The sequence below is a fragment of the Sphingosinicella humi genome, assembly GCF_003129465.1.
Taxonomy (GTDB): Bacteria; Pseudomonadota; Alphaproteobacteria; order Sphingomonadales; family Sphingomonadaceae; genus Allosphingosinicella; species Allosphingosinicella humi.
In genome coordinates, this window is sequence record NZ_QFFF01000001.1 from 727,988 (window position 1) to 753,930 (window position 25,943).

General features: G+C 67.2%; 24 protein-coding genes. 8 read left to right on the plus strand and 16 right to left on the minus strand.

Translation table 11 applies throughout. The features are described from left to right. Positions 1–9: 9 nt before the first annotated feature. Together DF286_RS03680 and DF286_RS03685 are read right to left on the minus strand one after the other, a co-directional pair. Complete coding sequence (locus DF286_RS03680; protein ID WP_109270207.1) at positions 10–1,140, minus strand: Re/Si-specific NAD(P)(+) transhydrogenase subunit alpha; 1,131 nt, start codon at positions 1,138–1,140, stop codon at positions 10–12. 16 nt (positions 1,141–1,156) lie between these two features. Further along, entirely contained in the window at positions 1,157–1,294 is a 138-nt protein-coding gene (locus DF286_RS03685) for an aa3-type cytochrome c oxidase subunit IV (RefSeq protein WP_243444703.1), read from the minus strand. A 143-nt stretch (positions 1,295–1,437) separates the two neighbouring features. On the opposite strand from DF286_RS03685, the gene DF286_RS03690 reads away from it, so the two are divergent. Together DF286_RS03690 and DF286_RS03695 are read left to right on the plus strand one after the other, a co-directional pair. Then, positions 1,438–2,913 (plus strand): sigma-54-dependent transcriptional regulator, encoded by a 1,476-nt coding sequence (locus DF286_RS03690; protein ID WP_109270208.1) that lies wholly within the window; start codon positions 1,438–1,440, stop codon positions 2,911–2,913. A 13-nt stretch (positions 2,914–2,926) separates the two neighbouring features. Then, positions 2,927–3,685 (plus strand): SDR family NAD(P)-dependent oxidoreductase, encoded by a 759-nt coding sequence (locus DF286_RS03695; RefSeq protein WP_109270209.1) that lies wholly within the window; start codon positions 2,927–2,929, stop codon positions 3,683–3,685. On the opposite strand, the gene folP is transcribed toward DF286_RS03695, so the two are convergent. From folP to glmM, 5 genes are all read right to left on the minus strand, one after another. Next, entirely contained in the window at positions 3,673–4,770 is a 1,098-nt protein-coding gene (gene folP / locus DF286_RS03700; protein WP_109271985.1) for a dihydropteroate synthase, read from the minus strand. The two genes, DF286_RS03695 and folP, sit on opposite strands and share 13 nt — an antisense overlap. Positions 4,771–4,987: 217 nt before the next feature. After that, positions 4,988–6,112, minus strand: a complete 1,125-nt coding sequence (locus DF286_RS03705; protein ID WP_424141235.1) for a site-specific DNA-methyltransferase — start codon at positions 6,110–6,112, stop codon at positions 4,988–4,990. Positions 6,113–6,302: 190 nt separating this feature from the next. Continuing rightward, positions 6,303–6,905, minus strand: a complete 603-nt coding sequence (locus tag DF286_RS03710; protein ID WP_109270211.1) for a ribonuclease HII — start codon at positions 6,903–6,905, stop codon at positions 6,303–6,305. A gap of 90 nt (positions 6,906–6,995) precedes the next feature. After that, complete coding sequence (thiD, locus tag DF286_RS03715) at positions 6,996–7,769, minus strand: bifunctional hydroxymethylpyrimidine kinase/phosphomethylpyrimidine kinase (protein WP_109270212.1); 774 nt, start codon at positions 7,767–7,769, stop codon at positions 6,996–6,998. 52 nt (positions 7,770–7,821) lie between these two features. Further along, positions 7,822–9,162, minus strand: a complete 1,341-nt coding sequence (gene glmM / locus DF286_RS03720) for a phosphoglucosamine mutase (protein WP_109270213.1) — start codon at positions 9,160–9,162, stop codon at positions 7,822–7,824. Between the two features lie 86 nt (positions 9,163–9,248). Here glmM and DF286_RS03725 point away from each other — a divergent pair, with 86 nt between their 5' ends. Next, positions 9,249–10,544, plus strand: coding sequence for a dicarboxylate/amino acid:cation symporter (locus tag DF286_RS03725; protein WP_243444704.1), 1,296 nt, complete (start codon positions 9,249–9,251; stop codon positions 10,542–10,544). A gap of 121 nt (positions 10,545–10,665) precedes the next feature. Then, positions 10,666–10,845: a hypothetical protein gene (locus DF286_RS03730; RefSeq protein WP_109270214.1), complete on the plus strand. Its 180-nt coding sequence runs from the start codon at positions 10,666–10,668 to the stop codon at positions 10,843–10,845. A gap of 37 nt (positions 10,846–10,882) precedes the next feature. On the opposite strand, the gene DF286_RS03735 is transcribed toward DF286_RS03730, so the two are convergent. The 4 genes from DF286_RS03735 to DF286_RS03750 all read right to left on the minus strand — a co-directional run bounded on the left by DF286_RS03735 (position 10,883) and on the right by DF286_RS03750 (position 15,680). Further along, complete coding sequence (locus tag DF286_RS03735; protein ID WP_109270215.1) at positions 10,883–11,119, minus strand: hypothetical protein; 237 nt, start codon at positions 11,117–11,119, stop codon at positions 10,883–10,885. A 54-nt stretch (positions 11,120–11,173) separates the two neighbouring features. Beyond that, a complete protein-coding gene (locus DF286_RS03740; protein WP_243444705.1) occupies positions 11,174–12,556 on the minus strand; it encodes an amidohydrolase family protein in 1,383 nt (460 codons plus the stop codon). A 104-nt stretch (positions 12,557–12,660) separates the two neighbouring features. Continuing rightward, entirely contained in the window at positions 12,661–14,064 is a 1,404-nt protein-coding gene (locus tag DF286_RS03745) for an amidohydrolase (RefSeq protein WP_109270217.1), read from the minus strand. Continuing rightward, complete coding sequence (locus DF286_RS03750) at positions 14,064–15,680, minus strand: peptide MFS transporter (RefSeq protein ID WP_424141236.1); 1,617 nt, start codon at positions 15,678–15,680, stop codon at positions 14,064–14,066. Before DF286_RS03750 ends, DF286_RS03745 begins: the two co-directional genes overlap by 1 nt. Before the next feature lie 133 nt (positions 15,681–15,813). Between DF286_RS03750 and DF286_RS03755 the strand changes: the two genes are divergently transcribed. Both DF286_RS03755 and DF286_RS03760 read left to right on the plus strand, forming a co-directional pair. After that, complete coding sequence (locus DF286_RS03755) at positions 15,814–16,398, plus strand: nitroreductase family protein (protein ID WP_109270218.1); 585 nt, start codon at positions 15,814–15,816, stop codon at positions 16,396–16,398. Between the two features lie 54 nt (positions 16,399–16,452). After that, positions 16,453–16,800 (plus strand): GntR family transcriptional regulator, encoded by a 348-nt coding sequence (locus DF286_RS03760; RefSeq protein WP_109270219.1) that lies wholly within the window; start codon positions 16,453–16,455, stop codon positions 16,798–16,800. 3 nt (positions 16,801–16,803) lie between these two features. Here the strand turns inward: DF286_RS03760 and DF286_RS03765 are convergent, their stop codons facing one another. Beyond that, a complete protein-coding gene (locus DF286_RS03765) occupies positions 16,804–18,534 on the minus strand; it encodes an acyl-CoA dehydrogenase family protein (RefSeq protein ID WP_109270220.1) in 1,731 nt (576 codons plus the stop codon). Positions 18,535–18,584: 50 nt separating this feature from the next. Between DF286_RS03765 and DF286_RS03770 the strand changes: the two genes are divergently transcribed. Both DF286_RS03770 and DF286_RS03775 read left to right on the plus strand, forming a co-directional pair. Then, positions 18,585–19,526, plus strand: coding sequence for an L-threonylcarbamoyladenylate synthase (locus DF286_RS03770; RefSeq protein ID WP_109270221.1), 942 nt, complete (start codon positions 18,585–18,587; stop codon positions 19,524–19,526). 12 nt (positions 19,527–19,538) lie between these two features. Further along, a complete protein-coding gene (locus tag DF286_RS03775) occupies positions 19,539–20,786 on the plus strand; it encodes a threonine synthase (protein WP_170303928.1) in 1,248 nt (415 codons plus the stop codon). Between the two features lie 184 nt (positions 20,787–20,970). Here DF286_RS03775 and msrA read toward each other — a convergent pair whose 3' ends face one another. The 4 genes from msrA to DF286_RS03795 form a co-directional block, all read right to left on the minus strand. Continuing rightward, positions 20,971–21,519 carry a peptide-methionine (S)-S-oxide reductase MsrA gene (msrA, locus tag DF286_RS03780; protein WP_109270222.1) on the minus strand — a complete coding sequence of 183 codons (549 nt, stop codon included), beginning with the start codon at positions 21,517–21,519 and terminating at the stop codon, positions 20,971–20,973. Positions 21,520–21,572: 53 nt separating this feature from the next. Further along, on the minus strand, positions 21,573–23,684 hold the full coding sequence (locus tag DF286_RS03785; protein ID WP_146193550.1) for a PAS domain-containing protein: 2,112 nt from the start codon (positions 23,682–23,684) through the stop codon (positions 21,573–21,575). A 50-nt stretch (positions 23,685–23,734) separates the two neighbouring features. Continuing rightward, on the minus strand, positions 23,735–24,343 hold the full coding sequence (locus DF286_RS03790) for a response regulator transcription factor (RefSeq protein WP_243444706.1): 609 nt from the start codon (positions 24,341–24,343) through the stop codon (positions 23,735–23,737). A 412-nt stretch (positions 24,344–24,755) separates the two neighbouring features. Then, complete coding sequence (locus DF286_RS03795) at positions 24,756–25,787, minus strand: ATP-dependent DNA ligase (protein WP_109270224.1); 1,032 nt, start codon at positions 25,785–25,787, stop codon at positions 24,756–24,758. Positions 25,788–25,943: the final 156 nt, after the last annotated feature.

A 25,943-nucleotide genomic window follows, 5' to 3' on the forward strand; every position in this document is an offset into this window, starting at 1 on the left:
CGTCTCCGTTCAGCTGGCTAGCAGCCTTTCGCTAACCACCTTGCCATCCTTGGTCAGCCGCACGCCTTGGACGATCTCGTCGTCGTCCGGCAGCACGACTCTCTTTGCTTCCGCGTCCCAGAAGGCGCTGAGGAAATTGTAGAGGTTGCGGGCGTAGAGGGCGGAGGTGTCGGCGGCGAGGCGGGACGGTACGTTGCGGTGGCCGACGACGCGAACGCCGTGGCGCTCCACGATCTCGCCCGCCACGGCCCCCTCGACATTGCCGCCCTGCTCGACGGCTAGGTCGACGATGACGCTGCCCGGCTTCATCGTCGCGAGCTGCGCGTCCGATATCAGTCGCGGCGCGGGTCGGCCCGGGATGAGGGCGGTGGTGATGACGATGTCCTGCTTGGCGATATGGCCGGAGACGAGCTCGGCCTGCGCCTTCTTATACTCGTCGGACATTTCGGTGGCGTAGCCGCCGGCGCCCTCGCCTTCGATGCCGGCCACGCTCTCGACGAAGATGGCCTTGGCACCGAGGCTTTCGATCTGTTCCTTGGTCGCGGCGCGGACGTCGGTTGCGGAGACGACCGCGCCCAGCCGACGCGCGGTCGCGATCGCCTGAAGGCCGGCGACGCCGACGCCCATGATGAAGACGCGCGCGGCCGAGATCGTGCCCGCCGCCGTCATCATCATCGGAAACGCGCGGCCATATTCGGAGGCGGCGTCGAGCACCGCCTTGTAGCCGGCGAGGTTCGCCTGGCTCGACAATATGTCCATCGACTGGGCGCGGGTGATGCGCGGCATGAACTCCATCGCCAGCGCTTCGACACCCGCCGCCGCATAGGCGTCCACCCGCTGCCGCTCGCCGAAAGGATTGAGGGCGGCGACGACCAGCGCGCCGGGCTTCGCCGCGCCAAGATCGCCCGGCGGCGGCCCCTGCACGGCCAACACCGCGTCGGCATCCTTGAGCACGTCCGCGCGGCTCGAGACCGTGGCGCCGGCTCCCTTCATCGCCTCGTCGTCCACGGAGGCCAGGACACCCGCCCCCGCCTCGACGGCGACATCGGCGCCCAGCGCGATGAACTTCTTGATGGTTTCGGGGGTGGCGGCGACCCGGCGCTCGCCGTCGGCCGTTTCCTTGAGAACCGCGATCTTCACCCCCCGCGGCCCTTCGTCAGCTGGCGATGAGCAGGACGACGATCGCCGCGACAATGAAGGTGGCGACGGCGCCCCATTTCATCACGCCCGAAAAGAGAGCGTAGCTCTTCTCATGCGGCTTCATGTCGGTCTGCACGTCACCTTCGCCTGCCATTTGGGTCCTCTTTTATCCAGGTTCCGGGCCAACCCTTATCAACGCCGGCACGATGACCCAAGCCCAAAGTTCCTTGGGGTGTCGCGTTGGCATTCTCGCTGCCTTTAAGCGGACCTTTACCCGATCGCCCTAAAGCAGCCGGCATGACCGCAAGCCCAAGTCTCCGGCCGGATTCGACCCGCTGCCTGCTGCTGATCGACGACGAGCCCGCCCAGCGCCGCCTCGTCACTGCGATCGGCGCGCGCGCCGGCTGGTGGGTGATGGGGGCGCCCGACGTCGAGGCGGCGCAGAAACTGCTCCGCAGCGAGGAAGGGCAGGACGTCAACGCGATCCTGCTCGACCATTGGATGGCGGGCGAGGCCGGCAGCGAGATCATCCAGCAGATCCGCGGTGTCCGTCCCGATCTGCCGCTCCTCGTCCTCACCGCCCAGACATCGGTCGCGCTCGCGGTCGAGGCGATGCGCGCCGGCGCCCACGACTTCCTGGTGAAGCCGATTACGCCCGACCGGCTGCTCGCCGCGCTCAACGCCGCCACCGACCGCCGCAAGTCCCGCAGCGAGCTCCGCCCGCTGTCCGAGAAGATCGCGCAGCCGCTCAATTTCGACGAGATCGTCGGCTCCGCGCCCGAATTCCGCGCCGCCCTCGCCATCGCCGCCAAGGCCGCCCGGGCGCGCGTCTCGGTGCTCATCGAGGGCGAGAGCGGATCGGGCAAGGAAGTGCTCGCCCAGGCGATTCACACGGCAAGCCCTCGCGGCAAGAAGCCGATGGTCACCGTCAATTGCGGCGCCATCCCCGCCAACCTCGTCGAATCGGTCCTGTTCGGCCATGAGAAGGGCGCCTTCACCGGCGCCTTCGACCGGCACATCGGCCGATTCGAGGACGCCGACGGCACCACCCTCTTCCTCGACGAAGTCGGCGAGCTGCCGCTGGACACTCAGGTCAAGCTGCTCCGCGCGCTCGAGACGGGCGAGATTCAACGCGTCGGCGGCCGCGCCATCCAAACGGTGGACGTCCGCATCATCGCCGCCACCAACCGCCGTCTCGCCGAAGAGGTGGCCAAGGGCAGTTTCCGCGAGGATCTCTACTATCGGCTCAACGTCGTCCACTGCGCGGTGCCGCCGCTCCGCCAGCGTGCCAGCGACATTCCGGCGCTCGCCCGCCACCTGCTCGCCCGCATCGCCGAGCAGCCCGGCATGCGCTATCTCAGCATCACCGACGACGCGCTGGCGGTGCTGATGGCCTATGGCTGGCCGGGCAACGTCCGCCAGCTTCAAAATGCCCTCTTCCGCGCCGCCGTACTGTGCGACGGCAATGCGCTGACCGCGGCCGACTTCCCGCACATCGCCCAGGAATCGACCTTCAGCAAGCGCGCCGACGATTATCACGCCCCGCGCCTCAGCGGCGCCTCCAACAGCGCCGCGCTTTCCAACGGGCCGGGCATCACCCTTTACGAGTCCGACGGCAACCTCAGGAGCCTGGAGGCGATCGAGGCCGACGTCATCCGCCTCGCCATCGGCCATTATCGCGGCCGCATGACCGAAGTCGCCCGACGCCTCGGCATCGGCCGGTCCACCCTCTACCGCAAGCTCGGCGAGCTTGGGATCGGCGACGCCGCCTGATAAGGCTCGGCGCATGACCGACGATTTCTCCGGCGGCCGCATCCTCGTTACCGGTGCCGCCTCCGGCATCGGCGCGGCGACCGCGACCCTGCTCGCCAAGCGCGGCGCCAAGAAGCTGATCCTCGCCGACCGGGACGAGGAGGCGCTCTCCGACTTCGCCTTCTCGCTCCCCTGCGAACGCGCGCTGCTCATCGGCGACGTCGCCGACGAAGCGCTGTGGAACGACGCAGATCTCACCGGCCTCACCCACGCCCTCGTCAACGCCGGCACGGCCGCGGGCAAGCCGATCGAGGCACTGGAGTTCGAGGAGTGGCGGCGCGTCATGTCGACCAATCTCGACGGCGCCTTCCTGAGCCTGAGGGCGGCCATGCGCGCGATGAAGTCGGGCGGCGGATCGATCGTCCTCACCGCTTCGGTCGCCGGCGTGAAGGCCGAGCCCGGCACCGCCGCCTATGGCGCCTCCAAGGCCGCCGTCATCCACCTCGCCCGGATCGCCGCCAAGGAAGGGGCGCCGGACGGCATCCGCGTCAATGCGATCGCACCGGGTGGCGTCGAGACGCCGATCTGGAGCCGTGTTCCCTTCTTCGCCGACATGGTGATGGACATGGGAAGCGAGGCGGCGGCTTTCGAAGCCATGGCGAAGATCGCAACGCCGATGGGGCGCTATGCCAAGCCGGAGGAGATCGCCGAGCAGATCGCCTTCCTCCTCTCGGATCGGGCGGCCTACATGACCGGCACCTGCCTCGTCACCGACGGCGGCTATTCGCTGTAGCGAGGCGGCGTCAGCGCCGCGTCGCGAAGGCCGCGCCAGACCTTCAACGCCTGGACGGTTTCCGGCACGTCGTGGACGCGGAGGATCTGCGCGCCCTGCTCGGCTCCCTTCAATGCCAAGGTCAGCGATCCGCCGAGCCGCTGGTCGGCCGGCGCCTCGTTCGCCAGGGCGCCGATGGTGCGCTTTCGGCTGGCGCCCAGCAGGACCGGACAGCCGAGCCCGTGGAGCAGCGCTAGGCCGTTCATCAGCTCCAGATTATGCTGGACCATCTTGCCGAAGCCGATGCCGGGATCGAGGATGATCCGCTCGCGCGCGATCCCCGCCGCCACCGCGACTTCGATCCGCTCTTCGAGCCAGTCATAGACGGCGAACAGCACCGGCTTTTCATAATGGGGCGCCTGCTGCATCGTCTCGGGGGTCCCCAGATGATGCAGCAGCACGACCGGGCATTTCGCCACGGCGACGACAGCGGCGGATCGCTCCTCCCAGCCGAGCGCCGACACGTCGTTGACGATCCTCGCCCCCGCGCCCAGCGCCGCCTCCATCACGGCGGCCTTGCGCGTGTCGATCGACACCGCCGCGCCGGAGGCTGCCAGCTTCTGCACCACCGGCAGAACGCGGGCGATCTCGTCGCCTTCCCAGACCGGCTTCGCGCCCGGCCGGGTGGATTCCCCGCCCACGTCAATCATGGCCGCCCCAGCCGCGGTCATGGCAAAGCCCGTTTCCGCCGCGGCGTCGGGATCGCCGTCGTACCGGTCGCCATCGGAGAAGCTATCGGGGGTCGCGTTGACGATGCCCATCACGCGGGGCTGGTCGAGCGGAATCAGGCGTTCGCCCAGGGTGAGCGGCTGCCGGGCGGTGGTGAGATTGATCCAGGCGGTCCGGGCCGCGTGGTCCAGCCGCTCCAGCACGTCGCCCATCCGCTCGACCGGCACCAGCTCGGTCGAGACGCGGTGATTGCCGTCCAGCGTGTCGATCTCGACCGCGGAAAACCAGCTCATGCCGCCGGCCAGCCGAGCCACCCGTCCGTCATAGCCGAAGGGGGCATCCACGAAAGCCGTGGGACGAAGATAGACGCGTGTCATGCCCGCTCCCTTGGCATAGACCGGCTCGTTCCGGAACCGGAGCAAGGCGAGACGGTTGTTCCTTCAAGCCGCCACGTTCGAGCGGTCGGGAGAGACGAGATGAGAATCGGCATCAGCCTTGGCGGCCTTATCCTTCTGATCATCATTCTGGTGCTGATCTTCTAGGGCGCTCGCGCATCGGAACGAAGCCTTCTTGAGGAAGGCCTCTCCTTAATCCCTAGTCCAGCGCCGCGATATATTTCTGCCTCAGATCGTCGAGGCAGACGAGCTTGTCGCCCTGCGCCACATGCCAGAAGGTCCAGCCGTTGCAGGAGGGCGCGCCCTGGGCGGCGGCGCCGATCTGGTGGATCGAACCCTGCTTGCCGTCGAGCGCGACCGAGGCGTCGGCGCCGACCTTCGCCTGCCAGCGGCGCTTGGAATCGGTGAGGATGGCGCCCGGCTCGACCATGCCGGTCTCGACCAGCGCGCCGAAGGGGACGCGCGGCTGGCTCTTCTTGGAGACCATCGTGCGCATGGCGCTTTCGTCGAGCGCCAGGGTCGAGGCGATGCGCTCGCGGGCGACCTTCACATATTTCTTCTCGCGCTCGATGCCGATCCAGTGACGCCCCAGCCGGCGCGCAACGGCGCCCGTCGTGCCCGTGCCGAAGAAGGGATCGAGCACGACGTCGCCCGGATTGGTGCAGGCCAGCAACACGCGGTAAAGCAGCGCCTCCGGCTTCTGGGTCGGGTGGGCCTTCACCCCATCCGTCTTCACCCGCTCGCCGCCCGAGCAGATGGGCAGCACCCAGTCGGAGCGCATCTGCAGGTCGTCGTTCAGCGCCTTCATCGTCCGGTAGTTGAAGGTGTAGCGGCTGTCCTCCGAGCGCGACGCCCAGATGAGCGTCTCATGCGCGTTGGTGAAGCGGGTGCCGCGGAAGTTCGGCATCGGGTTCGACTTGCGCCAGACGATGTCGTTCAGGATCCAGTAGCCAAGATCCTGGAGCGCGGCGCCGCAGCGGAAGATGTTGTGGTAGCTGCCGATCACCCAGAGCGTGCCGTCCGGCTTCAGTATGCGTCGCGCCTCTTCCAGCCAGGCGCGGGTGAAACGGTCATAGGCCTCGAAGGTGTCGAACTTGTCCCAATCGTCGTCGACCGCGTCGACGCGGCCGCCTTCCGGCCGGAACAGGTCGCCGCCGAGCTGAAGATTGTAGGGCGGATCGGCGAAGATCATGTCGACCGAGGCGTCCGGCAACGCCGCCATGGCGCGGATGCAATCGTCCTCGATGATGCGGTCGAGCGGGAGATCCGGCGCAGGCGCCGCTTTCGAGCGCCGCGCGCCCGTTCCCACCGTCTCCATTCGCATCGTGTCCGCCCCCGGCTGGTTCGTAAAAGAGAGCCATGCTGAGTCACGGGGAGTCCCGGGTCAAGTACAATGACTTGGGCCGCGATGCTAATATTTTCCAACATGTTGCGGGAACGAAAGGAGTCTCCGCTACATCTGGTGCGCGAGCGCGGAGCCCGGACTCAATATGGAGTGGTGTGGCGGGAAAGACTCACAAGGCGAGGAGAAGCTGCCGCACCGGCGCGAAGCTCCGGCGGTGAAGCGGGGTCGGCCCGAGTTCGGCGAGCGCGCGCTGATGCTGGGGCGTGCCATAACCTTTGTTGCTTTCCCATCCATAGCCGGGATGCTCCCGCGCATAGTCGGCCATCAGGCGGTCGCGGGTCACCTTGGCGACGATCGAGGCCGCGGCGATCGAGCGGCAGCGGGCGTCGCCGCCGACGATCGCCTTGGACGGCCGCTCCCAGCGCGGACAGGCATTACCGTCGACGAGCACCCAGGCGGGATCGAAGCCCAGCGCTTCCACGGCCCTCGCCATCGCCAACATCCGCGCCCAATAGATGTTGAGCGAGTCGATCTCCTCGACCGAGGCGATGCCGACGCCGATCCGCGCCGTCTCGCGCAGCTTGAGGTAGATCGCCTCGCGCGTGGCGGGAGGCAGCGCCTTGGAATCATCGATGCCGCGTGGGAAACGCGTGCGATCCAGCACCACGGCGGCAGCGACTACAGGCCCCGCCAGCGGCGCGCATCCCGCCTCGTCCACGCCGGCGAGCGGCTCGGGGAATTCCCGTTCGATCTTGAAGCAGGGACGCGGCATCGCCCCAAGCCTATGCCCGGAGGGTCCGCCGTTCCAGCGAAAGCTGGAATCCGCTTTTCCTTTCCTGTGGATAAGGCCGGACGCCAGCGCTCACTCCGGATCCTCCCACTGAAAATCGGTCACGAACTGCTGCCCCAACGGGCCGTGCCCCTGGCCTAGTCCGGGCGCTTCCAAGATCGCGATTCGCACAAAGCGGACGGCCTGTTCGAACGCCTTGTGGATCGGGAGGCCGGCGCCCAGGCCGCAGGCGAGCGCGCTGGCCAGGGTACAGCCCGTGCCGTGCGTCTCGTCGGTGTCGAACCGTTTGCCGCGCAACTCGCGCTTTCCACCGCCCGGGGACAAAAGCCGGTCGACGATCTCCCACCCCTCGGCATGGCCGCCCTTGGCGAGCAGGTGGCAGCCGTGGCGGAGGACCGCCGCTTCACCGCCGAGGGCCTCCAGCTCGGGGATGTTGGGCGTCACGACCGACGCCAGCTGCATCAGCCGCTGGAAGGCGGTGATCGTCGCCTCGTCGGCCAGCACCGCACCGCTGGTGGCCACCATCACCGGATCGAACACGATCGGCACGGAAAGCGGCTCCAGGCGATCCGCCACCCGATGCGCGGTTTCGGCCGAGCCGATCATACCGATCTTGACGGCATCGACGCCGATGTCGCTCACCACCGAGTCCATCTGCGCCACGACCATGTCCGCCGGCACCAGCATGACGTCCTGCACGCCGAGCGTGTTCTGGGCCGTGAGGGCGGTGATGGCGGTCATGGCGTGGCCGCCGAGCATCGTCACCGTCTTGATGTCTGCCTGGATGCCGGCACCGCCGCCGGAATCGGAGCCGGCGATGATGAGGATGCGGGGGGTTGTAGTCATTGCACGCTCAGCGAAGCGATCCCGCCGGCACGAACGGAGACGAAGACCATCATCACGCCGCCGCCTTCACCGCCTCGCAAATCTGGTCGACGACCTCGGCGACCAGAGCCTCGTCCTCGCCTTCGGCCATGACACGGATGAGGGGTTCGGTGCCCGATTTGCGGATGACGAGCCGACCCGTGCCCGAGAGTCGCGCCTCGGCGCTGGCGATGGCCGCCTGCACATGGCCGGCCTCGAGCGGCGCGGCGCCACCGTCGAAGCGCACATTCTTGAGAAGCTGGGGCAAGGGATCGAACAGCCGCAGCAGCTCGCTGGCCGGACGCCCGCTCACCACCAGCTCGGCCAGCACCTGCAGCGCCGCGACCAGACCGTCGCCCGTCGTCGCATAATCGGAAAGGATGATGTGCCCCGATTGCTCGCCGCCGACATTGAAGCCGCCCGCGCGCATCGCTTCCAGCACGTAGCGGTCGCCCACCTTGGTCCGCTCCAAAGTCAGGCCTTCGCTCTCCAGGAAACGCTCCAGGCCGAGATTGGACATCACCGTGGCGACGACGCCGTTGCCGCGCAGCTTGCCCTGACGCCGCCAGGAGGAGGCGATCAGCGCCATCAACTGGTCGCCGTCGACGATGCGGCCCTTCTCGTCGACCACGATCAGCCGGTCGGCATCGCCGTCGAGGGCGATGCCGATATGGGCGCCCACCTCGGTGACGGTGCGCTGAAGAAGCGCGGTGGCGGTCGAGCCGCAGCCGTCGTTGATGTTGAGCCCGTCCGGCGAGACACCGATTGCCGTCACGTCGGCGCCGAGTTCCCAAAAGGCCGAGGGCGCGACTTCATAGGCGGCGCCATTGGCGCAATCGACCACCACTTTGAGGCCATCGAGCCGGAGATGCTCCGGAAAGGTCATCTTCGCCGCATGGATATAGCGGCCGCGCGCGTCTTCGATACGCCGTGCCCGGCCGATGTCGGGCGAGGCGACCAGCTTGGGCTGGCATTCGATGAGGGCCTCGATCGCGGCTTCGTCGGCGTCGGACAGTTTGTAGCCATCCGGGCCGAACAGCTTGATGCCGTTGTCCTCGTACGGATTGTGGCTGGCGGAGATCATGACGCCAAGGTCCGCCCGCATCGACCGCGCCAGCATCGCCACCGCCGGCGTCGGCATCGGCCCGACCATCACCACGTCCATGCCGACGCTGGTGAAGCCCGCGACGAGCGCCGATTCCATCATATAGCCGGAGAGGCGCGTATCCTTGCCGATCACCACCCGGTGCCGGTGATCGCCGCGGACGAAATGCGCACCGGCCGCCTGCCCCACGCGCAGCGCCATCTGCGCCGTCATCGGCATCGTGTTGGTCCGGCCCCTGATTCCGTCGGTGCCGAAGAATTTACGTGTCATCTAAGGCTGGTCCCTTATTGCCTTGCTCGTTACGAGATCGGCATGCGCGAGGACCATAGCGCCATGCAAGCCGGAGGGCGACGAATTTGAGACTATCTCAGCCGACCCGTATCCTGCTGGCGCTGGTCGCCGGCCTGTTGCTGGGCCTCATCAGCGCGGCGAGCGGCGGCGCCTGGGTTTCGCGCGCCATCTCGATCGTGCAGCCGATCGGGGGCCTGTGGCTCAACGCCCTGCAAATGACGATCGTGCCGCTGGTCGTCTCGTTGCTGATCACGGGCATCGCCGCCAGCGCCGAGGCGGCGCGGGCCTCGCGGCTGGCGGGGCGGGCCTTCGTCCTGTTCATCGTCCTGCTGTGGACCTCGTCGATCCTGGCGATGATCTTGACGCCCCTGTTCCTCGATCTCTGGCCGCTGCCGAGCGAGGCCGCGACGGCGCTTCGCTCCGCCCTCGCCGGGACGGAAGCGGTCGGCCAGGTGCCGACCTTCGGCGACTTCCTGCTCTCGCTCCTGCCGACCAATCCCGTCACCGCCGCCGCCAACGACGCCATCCTGCCGCTGATCCTGTTCACCGTGGTCTTTGCCTTCGCCATGACGCGCCTTCCCGTCGAGCCGCGTGAGACGCTGACCGTCTTCTTCCGCGCCGTATCCGACGTGATGCTGGTGATGATCGGCTGGATCTTGTGGGTCGGGCCGATCGGGGTGCTCGCGCTCGCCTATGTGGTGGGGGCGAAGGCCGGGGGATCCGCTTTCGGGGCGCTGCTCCACTATGTGCTGATTATCTCCGCCGTGGGCGTCGTCATCTGGCTGCTCGCCTTCCCGCTGGGCGCGATCGGCGGACGCGTCGGCTTCGGCCGCTTCATCCGAGCGACCGGCCCCAGCCATGCGGTGGCGCTCAGCACGCAGTCCTCGCTCGCCTCGCTGCCGGCGATGCTGCGCGGCGCCGAAAAGCTCGACATTCCGGTCCGGGCATCGGGCGTGGTGCTGCCGCTCGCCGTCGCCATCTTCCGCTTCACCGGGCCGGCGATGAACCTCGCCGTCGTCATCTACATCGCCCACTGGTTCGGCATGTCGCTCGGTCCCGCCCAGATCGCCGCGGGCGTGGCGGCGGCGGCGATCACGACCATGGGCGCGGCCGGCGTGCCGGGGCAGGCGAGCTTCATCACGTCGATCGCGCCCATCTGCTTCGCCATGGGCGTTCCCATCGCGCCGCTCGCGCTTCTGATCGCGGTCGAGACCATCCCGGACATCTTCCGCACGCTCGGCAACGTCGCGATGGACGTCGCCGCGACCGCGACCGTCACCCGGCGGAGCGGCTTCGACGAGGCGGAGCCGCTGACCCGGGAAGACCGGCTGCTCCAGGCCGGCCCGGAAGCGGCCGACTGAGTCAGGCTACTTAGCCTTATAATACACCGCCTCGGCCCGTAAGCGAGCCGCGACGGCGGCCGCCCGGAGACGATCGGTCCGCACTCTGGTATTGTGCGCGGTGACGGCCGAAGGAAAGGCCATGGAAACCGATATTGAACGCTATGCCTGGCTGGTGACCTTCGAACTGCGGGAGGCACGCTCAGCGCCGACGGCCGAAGAAAGGCGGGAGCATGAAAGGCTCGCCCGCATCTACACGCTCAAGATGCATGGCCTGGAGAACGGCCAGCAGTCATTTTTGTTGAACAAGAAACGCGAGTAGGCAAAGCCTGCAGCCGGATCCCACCGACTGGCGGGTGTCAGGGGCTGACCGGGTCCTCGCCACCGTCGGACACGACCAGGACGACCACCCCCAATGCGATGGCCGCGAGGACAATCCAGTGGGCGGCGAAACCGTCCATCAGCTGGGCTTGCCCATTCACCCGTTCCGTGATGGGTTGGGGCGCGGGCGTGCCCGAGGCTTGAGCCATCGCCGGCAAGGATGTCGCCAGACAGGCGATGGCGCCCGCAACGATGCCCGTCTTCCTAAGGACCATCACCCGCCCCTCCCCTTCTTGCGCGGCTGCCGGGGCCCGCCCGGCAGCATGATCTTAGTGGTCGTAGGCCTCCGGTAGGGCGCCGCGATCGATCTCCAGATAGCGGTCGCGAAGCAGCGTCTGGCGGGTCTCGAGCGGCTGCGGTACCCCGTCGATCCAGACCGCCTCGACCCCGCTCGACAGCTCGAGCGGGTCGTCGTTCCAGATAACGACGTCCGCCCGGCGGCCGGGCTGGAGCGATCCGATCTCGCTGCCGAGGCCGAGCGCCTTGGCGGGCGCGGAGCTGATCGCCGCCAGAGCCTCGCCCCACGTCAGGCCGCTTGCCCCCGGCACGTCGTTGAGAGCGACGAGGTTGCCCGCATTCTGGGTCGAGAGCCGCACTTGCCGCGCCTCGTCCTCACCCAACATGCCGATCGCCACCTCGACTCCGGCATCGACCATGCGGCCGATGTTGGACTGGGTGGCGGCGAGTTGCTCGAAGCTGGCGGGAAGGTCGGTGAGCGCGTTGGCAATGACGGGAACGCCCGCCGCCGCGATCCTGTCCGCCACCGTCCATCCTTCGGCGGCGCCGACGAGCACGAGGCGGAGATTGGGGAATTCCCGCTTAAGCTCCAGCGTTCTCAGTATGTCGCTGGCCCGCTCGACATGGACGAGCAGAAGCTGGCGGCCCTGGAGCACCGGCACCAGCGCGGCCGCGTCGAAGCGGGTAAGCAGCACGTCTTCCGGCCGCTCGAGTGCGGAGGAGAGGAGCGGATTTTCCGGAATCTCCTCAAGCGGCAGTTCCTGCGGCTGCACGGGCTCGCCCGTTGCAAGGCCGCGTTCGCGGCTCGTGCCGCGAATGTCACGGCCGAGGTCGCGCGCTTCCCGAAGGGCATTGCGGAACAGGGTATAGGCCGCCGGACGGCTGCCGCCCGCCTCGCGCGCGCCCTGTTCGCCGAACTCGACGAACTGGAAGGCGCGGGCGCGCGTGATCGGCTGCATGTCGGCGCCAAGGTCGATAACCGCGCCCTGCCCGGCGAAGATGCTGCGCGCCGTCACCGGAGCGACGACCGCCCGGGTGACGCCGGCGGCCCGGCTGACGGCGATCGCGGACGCCCGCGGATTGATCGCCGGCTCGACATCGATGGCGGCGCTGAAGGGCGATCCGTTCGCTTGCGTGTCGTTGGTTGCATCGACCGCATCAACCTCGACGAGACCGACGCGCGAGAAACCCGCGACGAGGCCGGGCGTCACCCATTTGCCGGTGGCGTCGACGACGGTGGCGCCGGCCGGCACGGCGACATTGGCGCCGGCCGCGGCGATCCGGCCATTCTCGATGACGACGGTGCCCCCTTCGATCGGCGCCGAGCCGTCGCCGAGCGCGACGGTGCCGCCGGTGATCGCCACCGTCTGGGCAATGGCGGGGGCGGATACCAGAGCGGCTATGCCAAGCAGCAACGCCGTTCGTCCCGAGCGAAGTCGAGGGGCGCACCCACTCCCGACGGTGCCGGCGTGCCTCGATTTCGCTCGGCACGAACGGGGAGTTCTCATCCTGCTCAGCCTCATTTCACGTCTCCCTGGCCGGGCTGGCCCAGCTCAAAGTCGCTGACCGGGCGACGCTTCGGATCGAGCGCATCGTAGAGCAGCGCACCGTCGATCCAGACCCTCTCGGGCCGAGTGTAGACGCTGAACGGATCGCCGTTCCACAGCACGACGTCGGCCATCTTGCCGGGCTTCAGACTGCCGGTCATCTCGTCCACGCCGATAGCCTTGGCCGGGTTGTAGCTGAGCCAGGTCCAGGCGACCTCGTCCGGGATATTGATCCCGACCGCGCGGCCGGCGGCGAGCGCCTTGGCGGCTTCCTGGTTCAGACGCTGGATGCCGTTGGCATCATCGGAATGGACGATGGTGCAGGCGCCCGCATTGTGGACCATCGGAATATTCGCTTCGATGCCGTCATAGGCTTCCATCTTGAAGCCCCACCAGTCGGCCCACATCGCCGAGCAGATGCCGTTCTCGCGCAGCAGGTCGGCGATCTTGTAGCTCTCGACGGCGTGGTGGAAGGTGGAGACGGTGTAGCCGAACTCCTTGGCCATATCGATGACGACGGCCATCTCGTCCGCCCGATAGCAGTGATTGTGGACGTCGATCTCGCCGTCGAGCACGCCGCGGAGCGTGTCCATGCCGATATTGCGCTCGGGCGGATCGCCGCCGTCCTTCTCATATTTGTCCCACTTGCGGTCATATTCGACCGCCTTCGCCCAGGTCGCGCGATTGAGCGCGACATTGCCCATGCGGCTGCCCGGCATCTGGTTGCGGTTGCCGTAGACACGCTTGGGGTTTTCGCCGCAGGCCATCTTGAGGCCGTAGGGCGCGCCGGGAAACTTCATCCCCTGCATGGTGCGCGCCGGCACGTTCTTGAGCGTCACCGACCGGCCGCCGAAGAGGTCCGCGGAGCCCGGCAGAATCTGCAGGCTGGTCACGCCGCCATTGGCAAGCGCTCGCGAAAAGCCGGGATCCTGCGGCCAGACGGCATGTTCGGCCCAGACGTCCGGGTGGACCGGATTGGTCGCTTCGTTGCCGTCGGAATGGGCCTCGACCCCCGGAGATGGATAGTTGCCGAGGTGGCTGTGGACGTCGATGATCCCGGGGGTAACCCATTTGCCGTTACCATCGATCACGGTCGCACCGTCCGGCGCAGCGATGGACTGGCCGAGCTCCACCACTTCACCGTCGGCCAGGAGGATGGAACCGTTGTCGATCCGCCCGCCCTCGCCGTCATAGATGGTGACGTTGGTGATCAGCGTCGGAACGCTGGGATAGGGACGGTAGGTCGATGGATAAGGATTGCGCGAGTAGCTTTCGACCGGCGCATCAGATGCGGTCCCCGGCTCCGCGTTCCCCCCGGCGCAGGCACCGGTGAGCGAGGCTGCAGCGAGCAGCCCCGCGACCAATCTTATTTTCATTAGTAGCGTGCCTCTCCCGGCTTCAGTTCTTGTTCTGTGTGGACCCCAGCCGCCGCCGGCTCGCCGACCTCTCGCTGCCCCGCGAGCACGTGGCTATGATCCGCATTGTCGACATCTTCATGCATCAGGCGTCGGACGAATGGCGATACCGCGATAACCGCAACGCCGACGCCGATCCCTACCCAACCGATGGTGCTGTAGACGTCGAGCACGGGCGTGGCCGCCGCGCCCTCCGCGGCCCCCTCGCCTCCGGTGGCTTGCGCGATCAGGCCGCCGATGAAATTACCCGCCGCGCTGGCCAGGAACCAGGTTCCCATGATGAGACCCACCATTCGGGCCGGGGCGAGCTTCGTCATCGCCGAGAGGCCCACTGGTGACAGGCAGAGCTCGCCGGTCGTGTGGAGGAGATAGATGAGGAAAATGAAGATCACCGGCGTCGGATTGCCGGTTCCGGCCGCGAACGCGCCCCCGACGAGAACGAGGAAGCCTGCGCCCAGCTGAATCAGGCCCAGCCCGAACTTGGCGGGTGTCGACGGCTCCCATCCGCGACGTGCGAGCCACAACCACAGGCCGGCGAAGACTGGCCCCAAGGTGACGATGTAGAAGGCGTTGATCGACTGGAACATCGAAGCGGGGACTTCCCAGCCGAGGATGTTCCGATTGACCTGCTCGTCCGTGTAGACGTTGAGCGACGAGCCAGCCTGCTCGAATAGCGCCCAAAAGAGCGGCTGCAGCGCGATCAGGAAAAGGGCGGCGAATATGCGGTCGCGGTCGATGCGGTCGAGCTTCGCGACGGCTGTAATCAACAGGTAGAGGACGACGCCCGCGCCGAAAGCGGCGAGCAGCCAGCCGACCACGTCCTGATATTGGATGAGGCCCCAGACGACGACCACGCCGCCAAGACCGGCGAGATAGATCATCCATTCGAACGGCACGCCCATCACGCGCTGCTTCAGCCGCTCCGGATCGGGCGCCTCGCCCCGGCCCATCAGCGCCGGCTTGCCCCAGACGAAGACGACGAGGCCCAGGAACATGCCGATGCCGGCGGCACCGAAACCATAAGCCCAGCCATAGGTCTGGCCGAGATAGCCGGCGATCAGCGAGCCGAGGAACGCGCCGAGGTTGATGCCCATGTAAAAGATGGTGAAGGCCGGATCGCGCCGCGCGTCGCCCTGGCCGTAGAGCTGGCCGACGATGGCGGAGATGTTCGCCTTCAGGAAGCCGACGCCCATGATGATGAAGGCGAGCGCCAGCCAGAAGACGTTGATCATCGGCGAATCCTGGCCGCCCGTTCCCTCGAACGCCATCAGGCCGTGGCCGATGGTGAGCAGGACCGCGCCGAACGCCACCGCCTTTCGCTGGCCGATGTAGCGATCGGCCAGATAGCCGCCGATCACCGGCGTGATGTAGACCAGCGCCGTGTAGGCGCCGTAGATGATGTAAGCCTTTTCCTCCGAGAACAGCCAATGCTGCAGCAGATAGAAAATGAGGATGGCGCGCATTCCGTAATAGGAGAAGCGCTCCCACATCTCGGCGAAAAAGAGGACGAACAGGCCGCGGGGATGACCGAGGAAGGTCTTGCCGCCCACGCTTGCGCTCATTGCATCGGTGGCCACTGGATCGATACTCCAACAGAGTGAGTGGCCGGCCTCCTCGGAGGCGGCCTCGTTGGAGCGGCAGACTAACGCGATAAACGCTCATGTGAAGCGGATTGTTGCCCACCCAGGACGCTGCTAGCCCCTTGAGGATATGCTCAACGATCTTTCGACCCCCCTCTCCTTTCTCCAGACCCGCCGCTCCGCGCGCCCCCGCGACCTTGTCGGACCCGGCCCGGATTCGTCACAGCTGGAGACGATCTTCCGCATCGCCAGCCGCATTCCCGATCATGGCAAGCTACACCCCTGGCGCTTCGTCCATGTGCCTCGCCGGGCGCGGCCCGCCTTCGCCGCGCTGCTGGACCGCGCCTATCGGGAAGAACGGCCGGAGCCGGGTCGGCTGGAGCTCGAGGCGAACGAGCGTTTCGCCCATCAGGCACCGACCTTGATCGTCGCCCTCTCCTGCCCGGTCGTCCCCCACAAGATTCCGGCCTGGGAGCAGGAGCTTTCCTGCGGGGCCGCCTGTTTCAGTCTGCTCGCCGGCGCCCATGCGATGGGATTCGCCGGCGGCTGGGTGACCGGCTGGGCGGCCTATTCCGACACGGTTCGGGACGCGTTTGGAACGGCGGACGAACGCATCGCCGCCTTCATCTTCCTCGGCACGCCCGGCGTCCTGCTGCAAGAACGGCCGCGGCCGGAACTGTCGGAAATCGCGGCGGAATGGTCGCCCGCGACCTGAAGAATTGCGTCAGGCCAACTTGACTGCGACGCTGTATTAGTACAGCATAGCGCAATGAAAAGTGATGATCGTCCGGTCTATCTGCGCCTGCGCGACGTCATCGCCGCCACGATCCTCGACGGCGAGGCCCGCGACGGCGACCCTCTTCCGTCCGTGCGCAGCCTGGCCGCCGAATATGGCGCCAATCCGCTGACCGTGGCCAAGGCCTATCAGACCTTCCAGGACGAAGGCCTCGTCGTCGTGAAACGCGGCGTCGGCATGTTCGTGGCGGAGGGCGCCACCCGCCGCCTCCGCGACGCCGAACGCAAGGATTTCCTCGAAAATCGCTGGCCCGCCATCGCCGCCCAGATTCGCCGCCTCAATCTCGACGCGGAAGAGCTGATCGAACGCGCCCTCGCCTGAGTCTCAGGCCGAGAACGCCTCCTCATCGAGTCCGAACAGGCTTTCCGCCGGAGCCATGGCAGCCGCGCGGAGCCCGCGTGTTTCCGGCACCACCTGATCGAGATAGAAGCGCGCCGCGGCCTTCTTCATCGCCAGGAACCGGGAATCGCCGTCCTCGCGCTCGGCCGCGCGCAACTGGAGCGCCATCAGCCAGCCGCAGACAGCGACGGAAAGCAGGGTGAGGAAGGGATAGGCGGCGGCCATGCGGTCGTCGGTCGAGGATGTAGCGAGATGGCCTGCCACGGCTTCGCAATCTTCGATCAGCGCCATCAGCGGCGCTTCCCCGGCCGCGCCGGCACGCATGTCCGACAGCAGCGAGGCGAGGACGGCGCCGCCCTCAAGGCCCAGCTTGCGACCGACCAGGTCGGCGGCCTGGATTCCGTTCGTGCCTTCGTAGATGGGCGAGATGCGGGCGTCGCGATAATGCTGGGCGGCGCCGGTCTCCTCGATATAGCCCATGCCGCCATGGACCTGGACGCCGAGGCTGGTCACCTCGACGCCGACATCGGTGCCATAGGCCTTGACCAGCGGCGTCAGCAGATCGACGCGCGCCTGGGCGTCGGCATCGCCGAGTTGGCCGCGATCGGTGAGGCCGGCGGCGTAATAAGCGAGTGCCCGCGCCGCCTGGGTCAGCGCCTTCATCCTGAGCAGCATGCGGCGGACGTCGGCATGCTCGATGATGCGCACGGATTCGCGGCTGGCCGATCCCGCCTTGGCAGACTGCACCCTTTCCCGCGCATACCGGGTCGCCGCCTGCGTGGCGCGCTCCGCGATCGAGACGCCCTGGAGGCCGACATTGAGGCGGGCATTGTTCATCATCGTGAACATGGCTCGCATGCCGCCCTGCTCCTCGCCGACCAGCCAGCCGACGCAATCGTCACGATCGCCATAGGACATGACGCAGGTGGGCGAGGCGTGGATGCCCATCTTGTGCTCGATCGAAACGCAGCGGACGTCGTTGAATTCGCCGGGCGTGCCATCGTCGTTCAGCCGGAATTTGGGGACGAGGAAGAGCGAAATGCCCCGCGTTCCCTCCGGCGCGTCCGGCGTTCGCGCCAGCACGAGGTGGACGATATTGTCGGTGAGGTCGTGCTCGCCGAAGGTGATGAAGATCTTCTGGCCCTTGATGCGGTAGGTGCCGTCGCCCTGGGGAACGGCGCGGGTCTTGAGCGCGCCGACATCGGAGCCCGCCTGCGGCTCGGTGAGGTTCATGGTGCCGTTCCACTCGCCGGTCACGAGCTTGGGCATCCAGGTCCGCCGCTGCTCCTCGGTGCCATGATGTTTCAGCGCTTCGACCGCCGCCGGGCTCAGCATCATGATCAGCGAGAAGGCCATGTTGGCGCTGCCCAGATCCTCCATCACGACGCTGGAAAGGCTGAGCGGCAAGCCCTGCCCGCCATATTCGGTGGGTCCGGTCAGCGTTCCCCAGCCGCCCTCCACATAGGCGCCATAGGCCTCCTTGAAGCCGGGCGGAGTAGTGACGCCCTCGGGCGACCATTTGGAGCCGACTTCGTCGCCTACCCGATTGAGCGGCGCGAACTCGCCGGCGGCGAACTGGCCGGCACCTTCGAGGATGGCGTCGACCAGATCGGACGTGACGTCGGCAAAGACGTTATGGCCGGAAAGCTCGTCGACCTTGACGATATTCTGGAGAACAAAGCGCTGCTCGGCGATCGGCGGTGTGTAGGTCAAGATGCGAGGGTCCCGGTATTGCGTCGATTAGGCCCCGGCTATAGCGCTAGGATGTGAGCGCGCCCAACCCCGTTTATGCCACAGAAATCCGCCGCTACGGCACGGCCGCGATCGAGGCGGGGGCAAGGCTGATCCGGGAGGGGCAGCCGGTCGCGGTGCCCACCGAAACCGTCTATGGGCTCGCCGCCGATGCGACCAGCGGCGAGGCCGTGGCGCGCATCTATGAGGCGAAGGGACGGCCGAGCTTCAACCCACTCATCGTGCATGTGCTGACCTTGGCGGACGCCGAGAGAATCGCCGAGTTCGACGAGACCGCGCGCGCCCTCGCCACGCGCTTTTGGCCCGGCCCCCTCACCCTGGTCCTCCCGCTCAAGTCCGATGGCCCCATTGCCTCGATCGTGACGGCCGGGCTTTCGACCATCGCCATCCGATCGCCTGCCCATCCGGCCATGCGCGACCTGCTCGAAGCCGCCGGTCGGCCCCTCGCCGCCCCCTCGGCCAATGCCAGCGGCCGGATCAGCCCGACGCGCGCCGAGCATGTCGCGGCGAGCCTCGGCGGGCGCATCCCGCTCATCATCGACGCCGGCCCCACGGCGCACGGCCTCGAATCCACCATCGTCGCTGTCGCCGGCGACGGGCTCAGGCTGCTCCGGCCCGGGCCCCTTTCCGATCTCGGCTTTCCGCTCGCGCCCGGCGGCACCGGGGCCATCGAGGCCCCCGGCCAGATGGCGAGCCATTATGCTCCGCTGAAGCCGCTCCGCCTCGGCGCGACCGAAGCCGGCCCCGACGAATGGCTGATCGGCTTCGGCGCAATCGGCGGCGACAGCAATCTCAGTCCGACCGGGGACCTGGTCGAAGCCGCCGCCACCTTGTTCGATCGGCTCCACGAAGCCGAAGCCGCCGATCGGCCCGCCATCGCCGTCGCCCCCGTCCCCGAGGGGGGCCTTGGCACCGCCATCAACGACCGCCTCCGCCGCGCCGCCGCACCACGATAACAGGAGAAGCCGATGCCGATCATGTGGGACGACAATCTGTCCAGTCCCCGAGACACTTTCGTAACCCATCTCGAATGCTCGATGACGGGCGAGCGCTACAAGGCGGATCGGCTCCATGGCTTGTCGCGTGCGGGATGGCCGCTGCTCGTCCGCTACGATCTTGGAGGCGTGCGCCGAGTGCTCACCCCGCAGGCGCTTTCGCTGAGGCCGATGGATTTGTGGCGCTATCGCGAGTTGCTCCCCGTCCGCGACAGCAGGAACATCGCCACCCTCGGCGAAACGGCGACGCCGGTGGTGGCGCTTCCGGCGGCCGGCAAACGGCTGGGCCTCGACACATTGCTGGTTAAGGACGAAGGGCGCCTTCCGACAGGCTCCTTCAAGGCGCGCGGCCTCTGCATGGCCGTTTCCATGGCGAAGGAGCTGGGGGTCACGAAGATCGCGATGCCGACCAACGGCAACGCCGGTGCCGCGCTCGCCGCCTATGGCAGCCGCGCCGGGATCGAGACCGTGGTCCTCTGCCCGGAGGATACGCCCGAGATCAACGTCCGCGAAATCGCCGCGCGCGGCGCCCGGGTCTACCGGGTCAACGGCCTCATCGACGAGTGCGGCAAGATCGTCGCGGAAGGGGCGGAGGCGGGGGAATGGTTCGACCTCTCCACCCTCAAGGAGCCCTATCGGATCGAGGGCAAGAAGACGATGGGCATCGAACTCGCCGAGCAGCTCGGCTGGGAGGTGCCCGATGTCATCTTCTATCCGACCGGCGGCGGCACGGGCCTGATCGGCATGTGGAAGGCGTTCGCGGAGCTCGAGTCGCTGGGCTTCATCGCCCGCAAGCGACCGCGCATGGTCGCGGTCCAGGCCGAAGGCTGCGCGCCGATCGTCAAGGCCTTCGAGCAAGGCGAAGAACATGCGCCGCGCTGGGAGGGCGCGCATACCGTCGCCGCCGGCATTCGCGTGCCCAAGGCGATCGGCGATTTCCTGATCCTCCGAGCCGTGCGGGAAAGCGGCGGCTTCGCCATGGCCGTGTCCGATGCCGAGCTGAGAGCATCGGTCGACGAGGCGGTGCGGGTCGACGGCCTGCTGCTTTGTCCGGAGGGCGGCGCGACCTTGGCGGCGTGCCGGAAGGCCCTGGAACAGGGGCTGATCCGCTCATCGGACAGGGTCGTGCTGTTCAACTGCGCGACGGGACTCAAATATCCCATGTCCGATCAATCACGGCACCTCGACCGCCACGCGCCCGTCGATCATTCTGCCCTGTAGCCCCATACGCGCCGAGGCTTGCCCGAAGCCTCGCCCTCGCGTTTAGCTGGGTGCGAATGAGGACTGGCCCGGCCGGGGCGGAAAATGCCGTTCACTACCGTCGACCCCAAGACCAAATACAAGGCCAGACCGCGATCGACACGGTCGCCTATCGCGGCGGCGACGCGGTTAAGGCGGCCAGTCGCTAAGCGGCCGCCTGTGAGCTCTTCGCCCGCGCGGCGAAGCTCTTGCGCAGCTTCTGGATCTTGGGCGGGATGACGGCGAGGCAATAGGAGCTCTGCTGGCCCTCGCCCTCCCAATAATCCTGGTGGTAATCCTCGGCCGGATACCATTCGCCGAGTGGCTCCAGGGCGGTGACGATCGGCTGGTCCCGATCGGCCTGCGCGCGCTCGATCGCTGCCCGGGCGGCGGCTTCCTGCTCCGGCGAGTGCGGGAAGATGGCCGAGCGATACTGGGTGCCGATATCGTTGCCCTGGCGATTGAGCTGGGTCGGATCGTGGGTGGCGAAGAAAATGTCGAGAATGTCGTCATACGTGATGACGTCGGGATCGAACGTCACCCGAATGGTCTCGGCATGGCCGGTGTCGCCGCCGCAGACCTGCTTGTAGGTCGGATTGGGAACGGTGCCGCCGGTATAGCCGCTCTCGACGCCGGAGACGCCGATCACGTCGTTGAAAACCGCCTCGGTGCACCAGAAGCACCCACCCGCCAATGTCGCCTGCTGTTCGGCCATGATCGTCACCTCGCTTGCTTGCTCCGCCATCAGATAGGAAGGACGGCGGAGGATTATAACGGGTCGGCCGGTTCCGGCTCGGCGGCGCGGCCCTTGTCCGTGGCTTCCCCGATGCCCTCGTCGGCGCGCGGCAGGGTGAAGCGGAATATGGTGCCGCCGCCCTTGCGGTCTTCGGCCCATATCCGCCCGCCATGCGCCTCGACGATAGTGCGGCTGATCGAGAGGCCGATGCCCATCCCTTCCGCCTTGGTGCTGCGGAACGGGGAAAAGAGCGCGTCGCGGATATCCGGCGAAAGCCCGATCCCCGTATCCGCCACGGACACCTCCACCATGTCGTCGGACGACAGGGCGGTGCTGATTCGGATCTCGCGCGTCGGCTGCTCCTTCATCGCCTGGACCGAGTTGCGGATGAGATTGATCAGCACCTGCTGGATCTGGATGCGGTCGGCATAGACCCATCGCGCGGCCGGCACGGCATCGACCCTGTGCGAGATGCCGAGAAGCTGCGAGTCGATGAAGCCGAGCACGCCGGCCTCATCGATCAGGCGCGGCAGGTCCTCGGTTCGCATCGAGACGTTGCCGCGGGCGACCAACTCGCGCAGGCGACGGACGATCTGGCCGGCGCGCAGCGCGCCCGCCTCCGCGGCTTCCAGCGCCTGCTTGAGCTCGGGCAGGCGCTCGCTGGGCGCGGTGTCGATGATGCGGCGGCTGCCACGGACATAGTTGGTGATAGCGGTGAGCGGCTGGTTGATCTCGTGCGCCAGGGTGGAAGCCATCGCGCCCATCGCGCTGAGCCTGGAGACGTGGATCAGGTCCGACTGCATCCGCCCGAGCTCGGTTTCGGCGCGCCGCCGCTCGGTGATGTCGGTCATGGCGCCCACCGCCCGCACCGCCCGCCCGGTCTTGTCGCGGATGATGAATCCCTGGTCCTCGACCTCGGCATAATCGCCGTCGGCGCGGCGGATGCGGTAGGAATCGGCCCAATAGCTGGCGTTGCCCTCGATCGCGGCGGCGAGGCCGGAGGCAGCGCGCTCCCTGTCGTCGGGATGCAGCTGCTCCTCCCACCAGGCGAGGGGCAGGGTCGCCTCGACCTGCGGATGCCCGAGAAAGCCGTCGACGGAGGGGGCCCGATGCACCTGGTTTCGGGAGAGGTCGAGCTCCCAGATCGCATCGTTGGCCGCATGGGCGGCGAGACGGTATCGCTCCTCCGCCGCGCGCCGCTCCTCGTCGATCCGCTTCTGGTCTTCTATGTCCTCGGCCGTGCCGTACCAGCGGAGGATCCGGCCCTTCTCGTCGCGGCGCGGCGCCGCGCGGGCGCGGAACGTGCGATAGGTGCCGTCCGCGACGCGCATCCTAAACTCGATCGCACTCGGCTCACCCGAAGCCAGCCCCGCTCGCCAATGGGCCAGGGTCATTTCGATGTCGTCGGGATGCAGCGCTTTCATCCATCCGTCATGCGCGGACGGATCGACTTCGATGCCGGTCACGTCGGCGAAGCGGGAACTGATCGACAGGATGGTGCCGTCGGGAGCGGCGGTCCAGGCGAGCTGCTGGCTGAGCTCGACCGTATAGCGGTAGAGCTCCTCGCTCTCGCGGAGCCGTTCCTCGGTCGCCCGGCGCTCCTCCGCCTCGCGCACAAGCCGGTCGTAAGCTGCCTCTAGCTCGCGGGTGCGCTCGTCGATCCGCTGCTCCAGCGTCTCGCTGAGATGGCGGTAACTCGCCTGCGTCTCCTCCAGCTGCTCTAGAAGCGCGTGGGAGCCGCGTTGCTTGTTGCGCGAGCGAAGTGCCGCCGTCGCGGCGCGTTCCAGGATGAAGGCCTCGACGGGCCGCTCGACGATCCGCACCTGCCCAAGCTTGTCGAGCAGCGGCGCGTAGCGCGGCGCCTCGTTCCGATTGACCAGCAGCAGGATGGGCAGATCCGACCAGGTCGGCTGCTCCTCTATCGCCCGCCGCAAGGCGACATGGTCCACGGCCTCCAGCATGGTTTCGGCCACGACGAGCACGCCTATCCGGCCGCGGCTGACGAGGTCGACGAGTGCGTCGGGCCCGATCCGGGCGCAATCATGGCCCCCGTCGCAAAGTACCTGCTCGATGAGCGCGCCGTCGGAGGCCGGCGCGAGAATGGCAAAGCCCGGTTCGTTCATTCCATTTTGAAAGCCCGGCACCCTTCCCCGCCTTTCCGCGCCGACTTTAACGCCTCCAACTTCCCCCGCAGCTAGTTGCTGCCCATTGCCTCGAGTGGCTCGATCTCCGCCTGGACCGCCAGGGTGAGCGCCTCAGCAAGGCTGCCCGCCTGGAGGCGGTCCATCATATTGGCCCGGTGCATTTCCACGGTGCGCAGGCTGATGCCGAGGCGCCGCGCCAGCACCTTGTTGGGCAGGCCCGCCATCAGCCCCTGCAGCACCTCATGCTCGCGAGCCGTGAGCGCGGCGATCCGCTCCTGCGCCTGACGCTTGCGCTCCGCCTTCTCGCCCCGATCCTTCAATAGCCCGAAGGCCCGATCAAGGCTGCTGAGCAGAAGGCCCTCGTCGAACGGCTTCTCGATGAAATCGACGGCGCCGAGCTTCATCGCCCGCACCGCGATCGAGACCTCGCCATGACCGGTCATCACGATCACCGGCCAGTCGATTCCGCGGCGCGACAGCTCGGCCATCACCTCGAAGCCGTCGATCTCCGGCATGCGGATGTCGAGCAGGATGCAGCCGGGCTCGAGCTCGCCCAGACTTTCGATAAAATCCGCGCCGCTGGCGAACGGCCGCGAGTTGATGTCGGCCGTGCCGAGCATGAAGCTGATCGAACGGCGGACGTCACGATCGTCATCCACCACATGAACATGTTGAGAAGACAGAGCGATTTCCTTCAGGACCAAATTTTGCGTCCGACGTCCCCCAAATGGGGGATCAGACCGTCGCAAGTCAACCGGCGACTAATCTATATCAAGACAATGGGCCAGGAAAGGCTGGTGCGGCGGCGGGAGTGGGGGTCCCGCCGCCTTTTTGTGCATCAGGACCAGTTGATGCGGGCCGAGTTAGACACTCCCCGACCGGCGAAGGCAAGCGCAAGATATACCGTAGTAACCGCAAGGTCTCCTGATGAAAAGTAGAGGCTTCAATGAATTTCGAAGAGATTCCATTAAGTTCAACCTATAGCCGCTTGATGCCCGATTGGGCGGAGGCATCCACTCTTCGCCTGTCGCCGCGGCAGTGAACTCGATTTCGGCTAGTCGACTCGGCAGCCTATGGAAGTGCCGGCGAATCGATCGAACCTTCTGCAAGTTGATCCATCCGGCATTGTTCCGGCGCCTTGTCGGGCCGCCAGCGCAGGAACTTGGTGCCATGGCGGAAGCGCCGGCCGGTGACATGGTCGTATCTGACCTCGACCACCAACTCGGGGCGAAGCGGTTGCCATTCGCCGCTCCGCTCCGTGCTCCAGCGGCTCGGGCCGCCGGGCGCGTTGCCGGTAAAGCCGGGCGGCTCGACCATCGCCTCCAGCCGCCGCGTGAGATCCGCTCGCTCCTCGGCCGGGATGGCCGAGGTGAAGCCGACATGATCGAGCTTGCCTTCGGCATTGTAGAGCCCGAGCAGCAGCGACCCCACCTCGCCGCCCCTCGCCGCATAGCGGAATCCGCCGACCACGCAGTCGGCGGTCCGGAGACGCTTCACCTTCAGCATCGCGCGTTCGCCTGGGACGTAGGAGCCGTCGATCCGCTTGGCGACCACCCCGTCGAGTGAAGCGCCGGCGCCCTCGAGCCAACCCTCGGCCTTTCGCCGGTCGTGCGTGCAAGGCGACAGCCGCAAGGCGCCATGCTTCTCACCCGCATAAAAGGCCTCGAGCGCCTCACGCCGCTCGGATAGCGGCCTCTCCAGCAGGCTTTCTCCGTCGGCGGAGACGAGGCAATCGAACAGCATCAGCTGGGCCGGCGTCTCCGCCGCCAGCTTCCTGACGCGGCTTTCGGCGGGGTGGAGACGCAGTTGCAGGGCTTCGAAGGACAGCGCGCCATTCACCGGGATGATCAGCTCGCCATCGACCGCCAGCCGGCTCGGCTTGAGGGCGGCGATCATCGCTTCCACCTCGGGAAAGTAACGACCCAGCGGCTTGCCCGACTTGGAGCGAAGGTCGACGGCGTCGCCGTCGCGGAAGACGAGGCAGCGAAAACCATCCCATTTGGGTTCATATTGCCAGCCCGGTTCCTCCGGCAGGGCATCGACGAGCTTCGCCTCCATCGGAAGGAGGCCCGGCTGCACCGGCAGACGATCAAAACCACTCATGGAGCCACGACGCCTCCCCCGCCCGACTGGTTCCGCGTGAGGAGACGCCAACCGGGCGTTAACAATGGTTCCCCATGATGCGGCGAAGCGCGACGATAGCGCGATGGATGTCCCTGCGGCGCAGGTCAATTCATTGAGGGGACAGGAAAAAGAGGA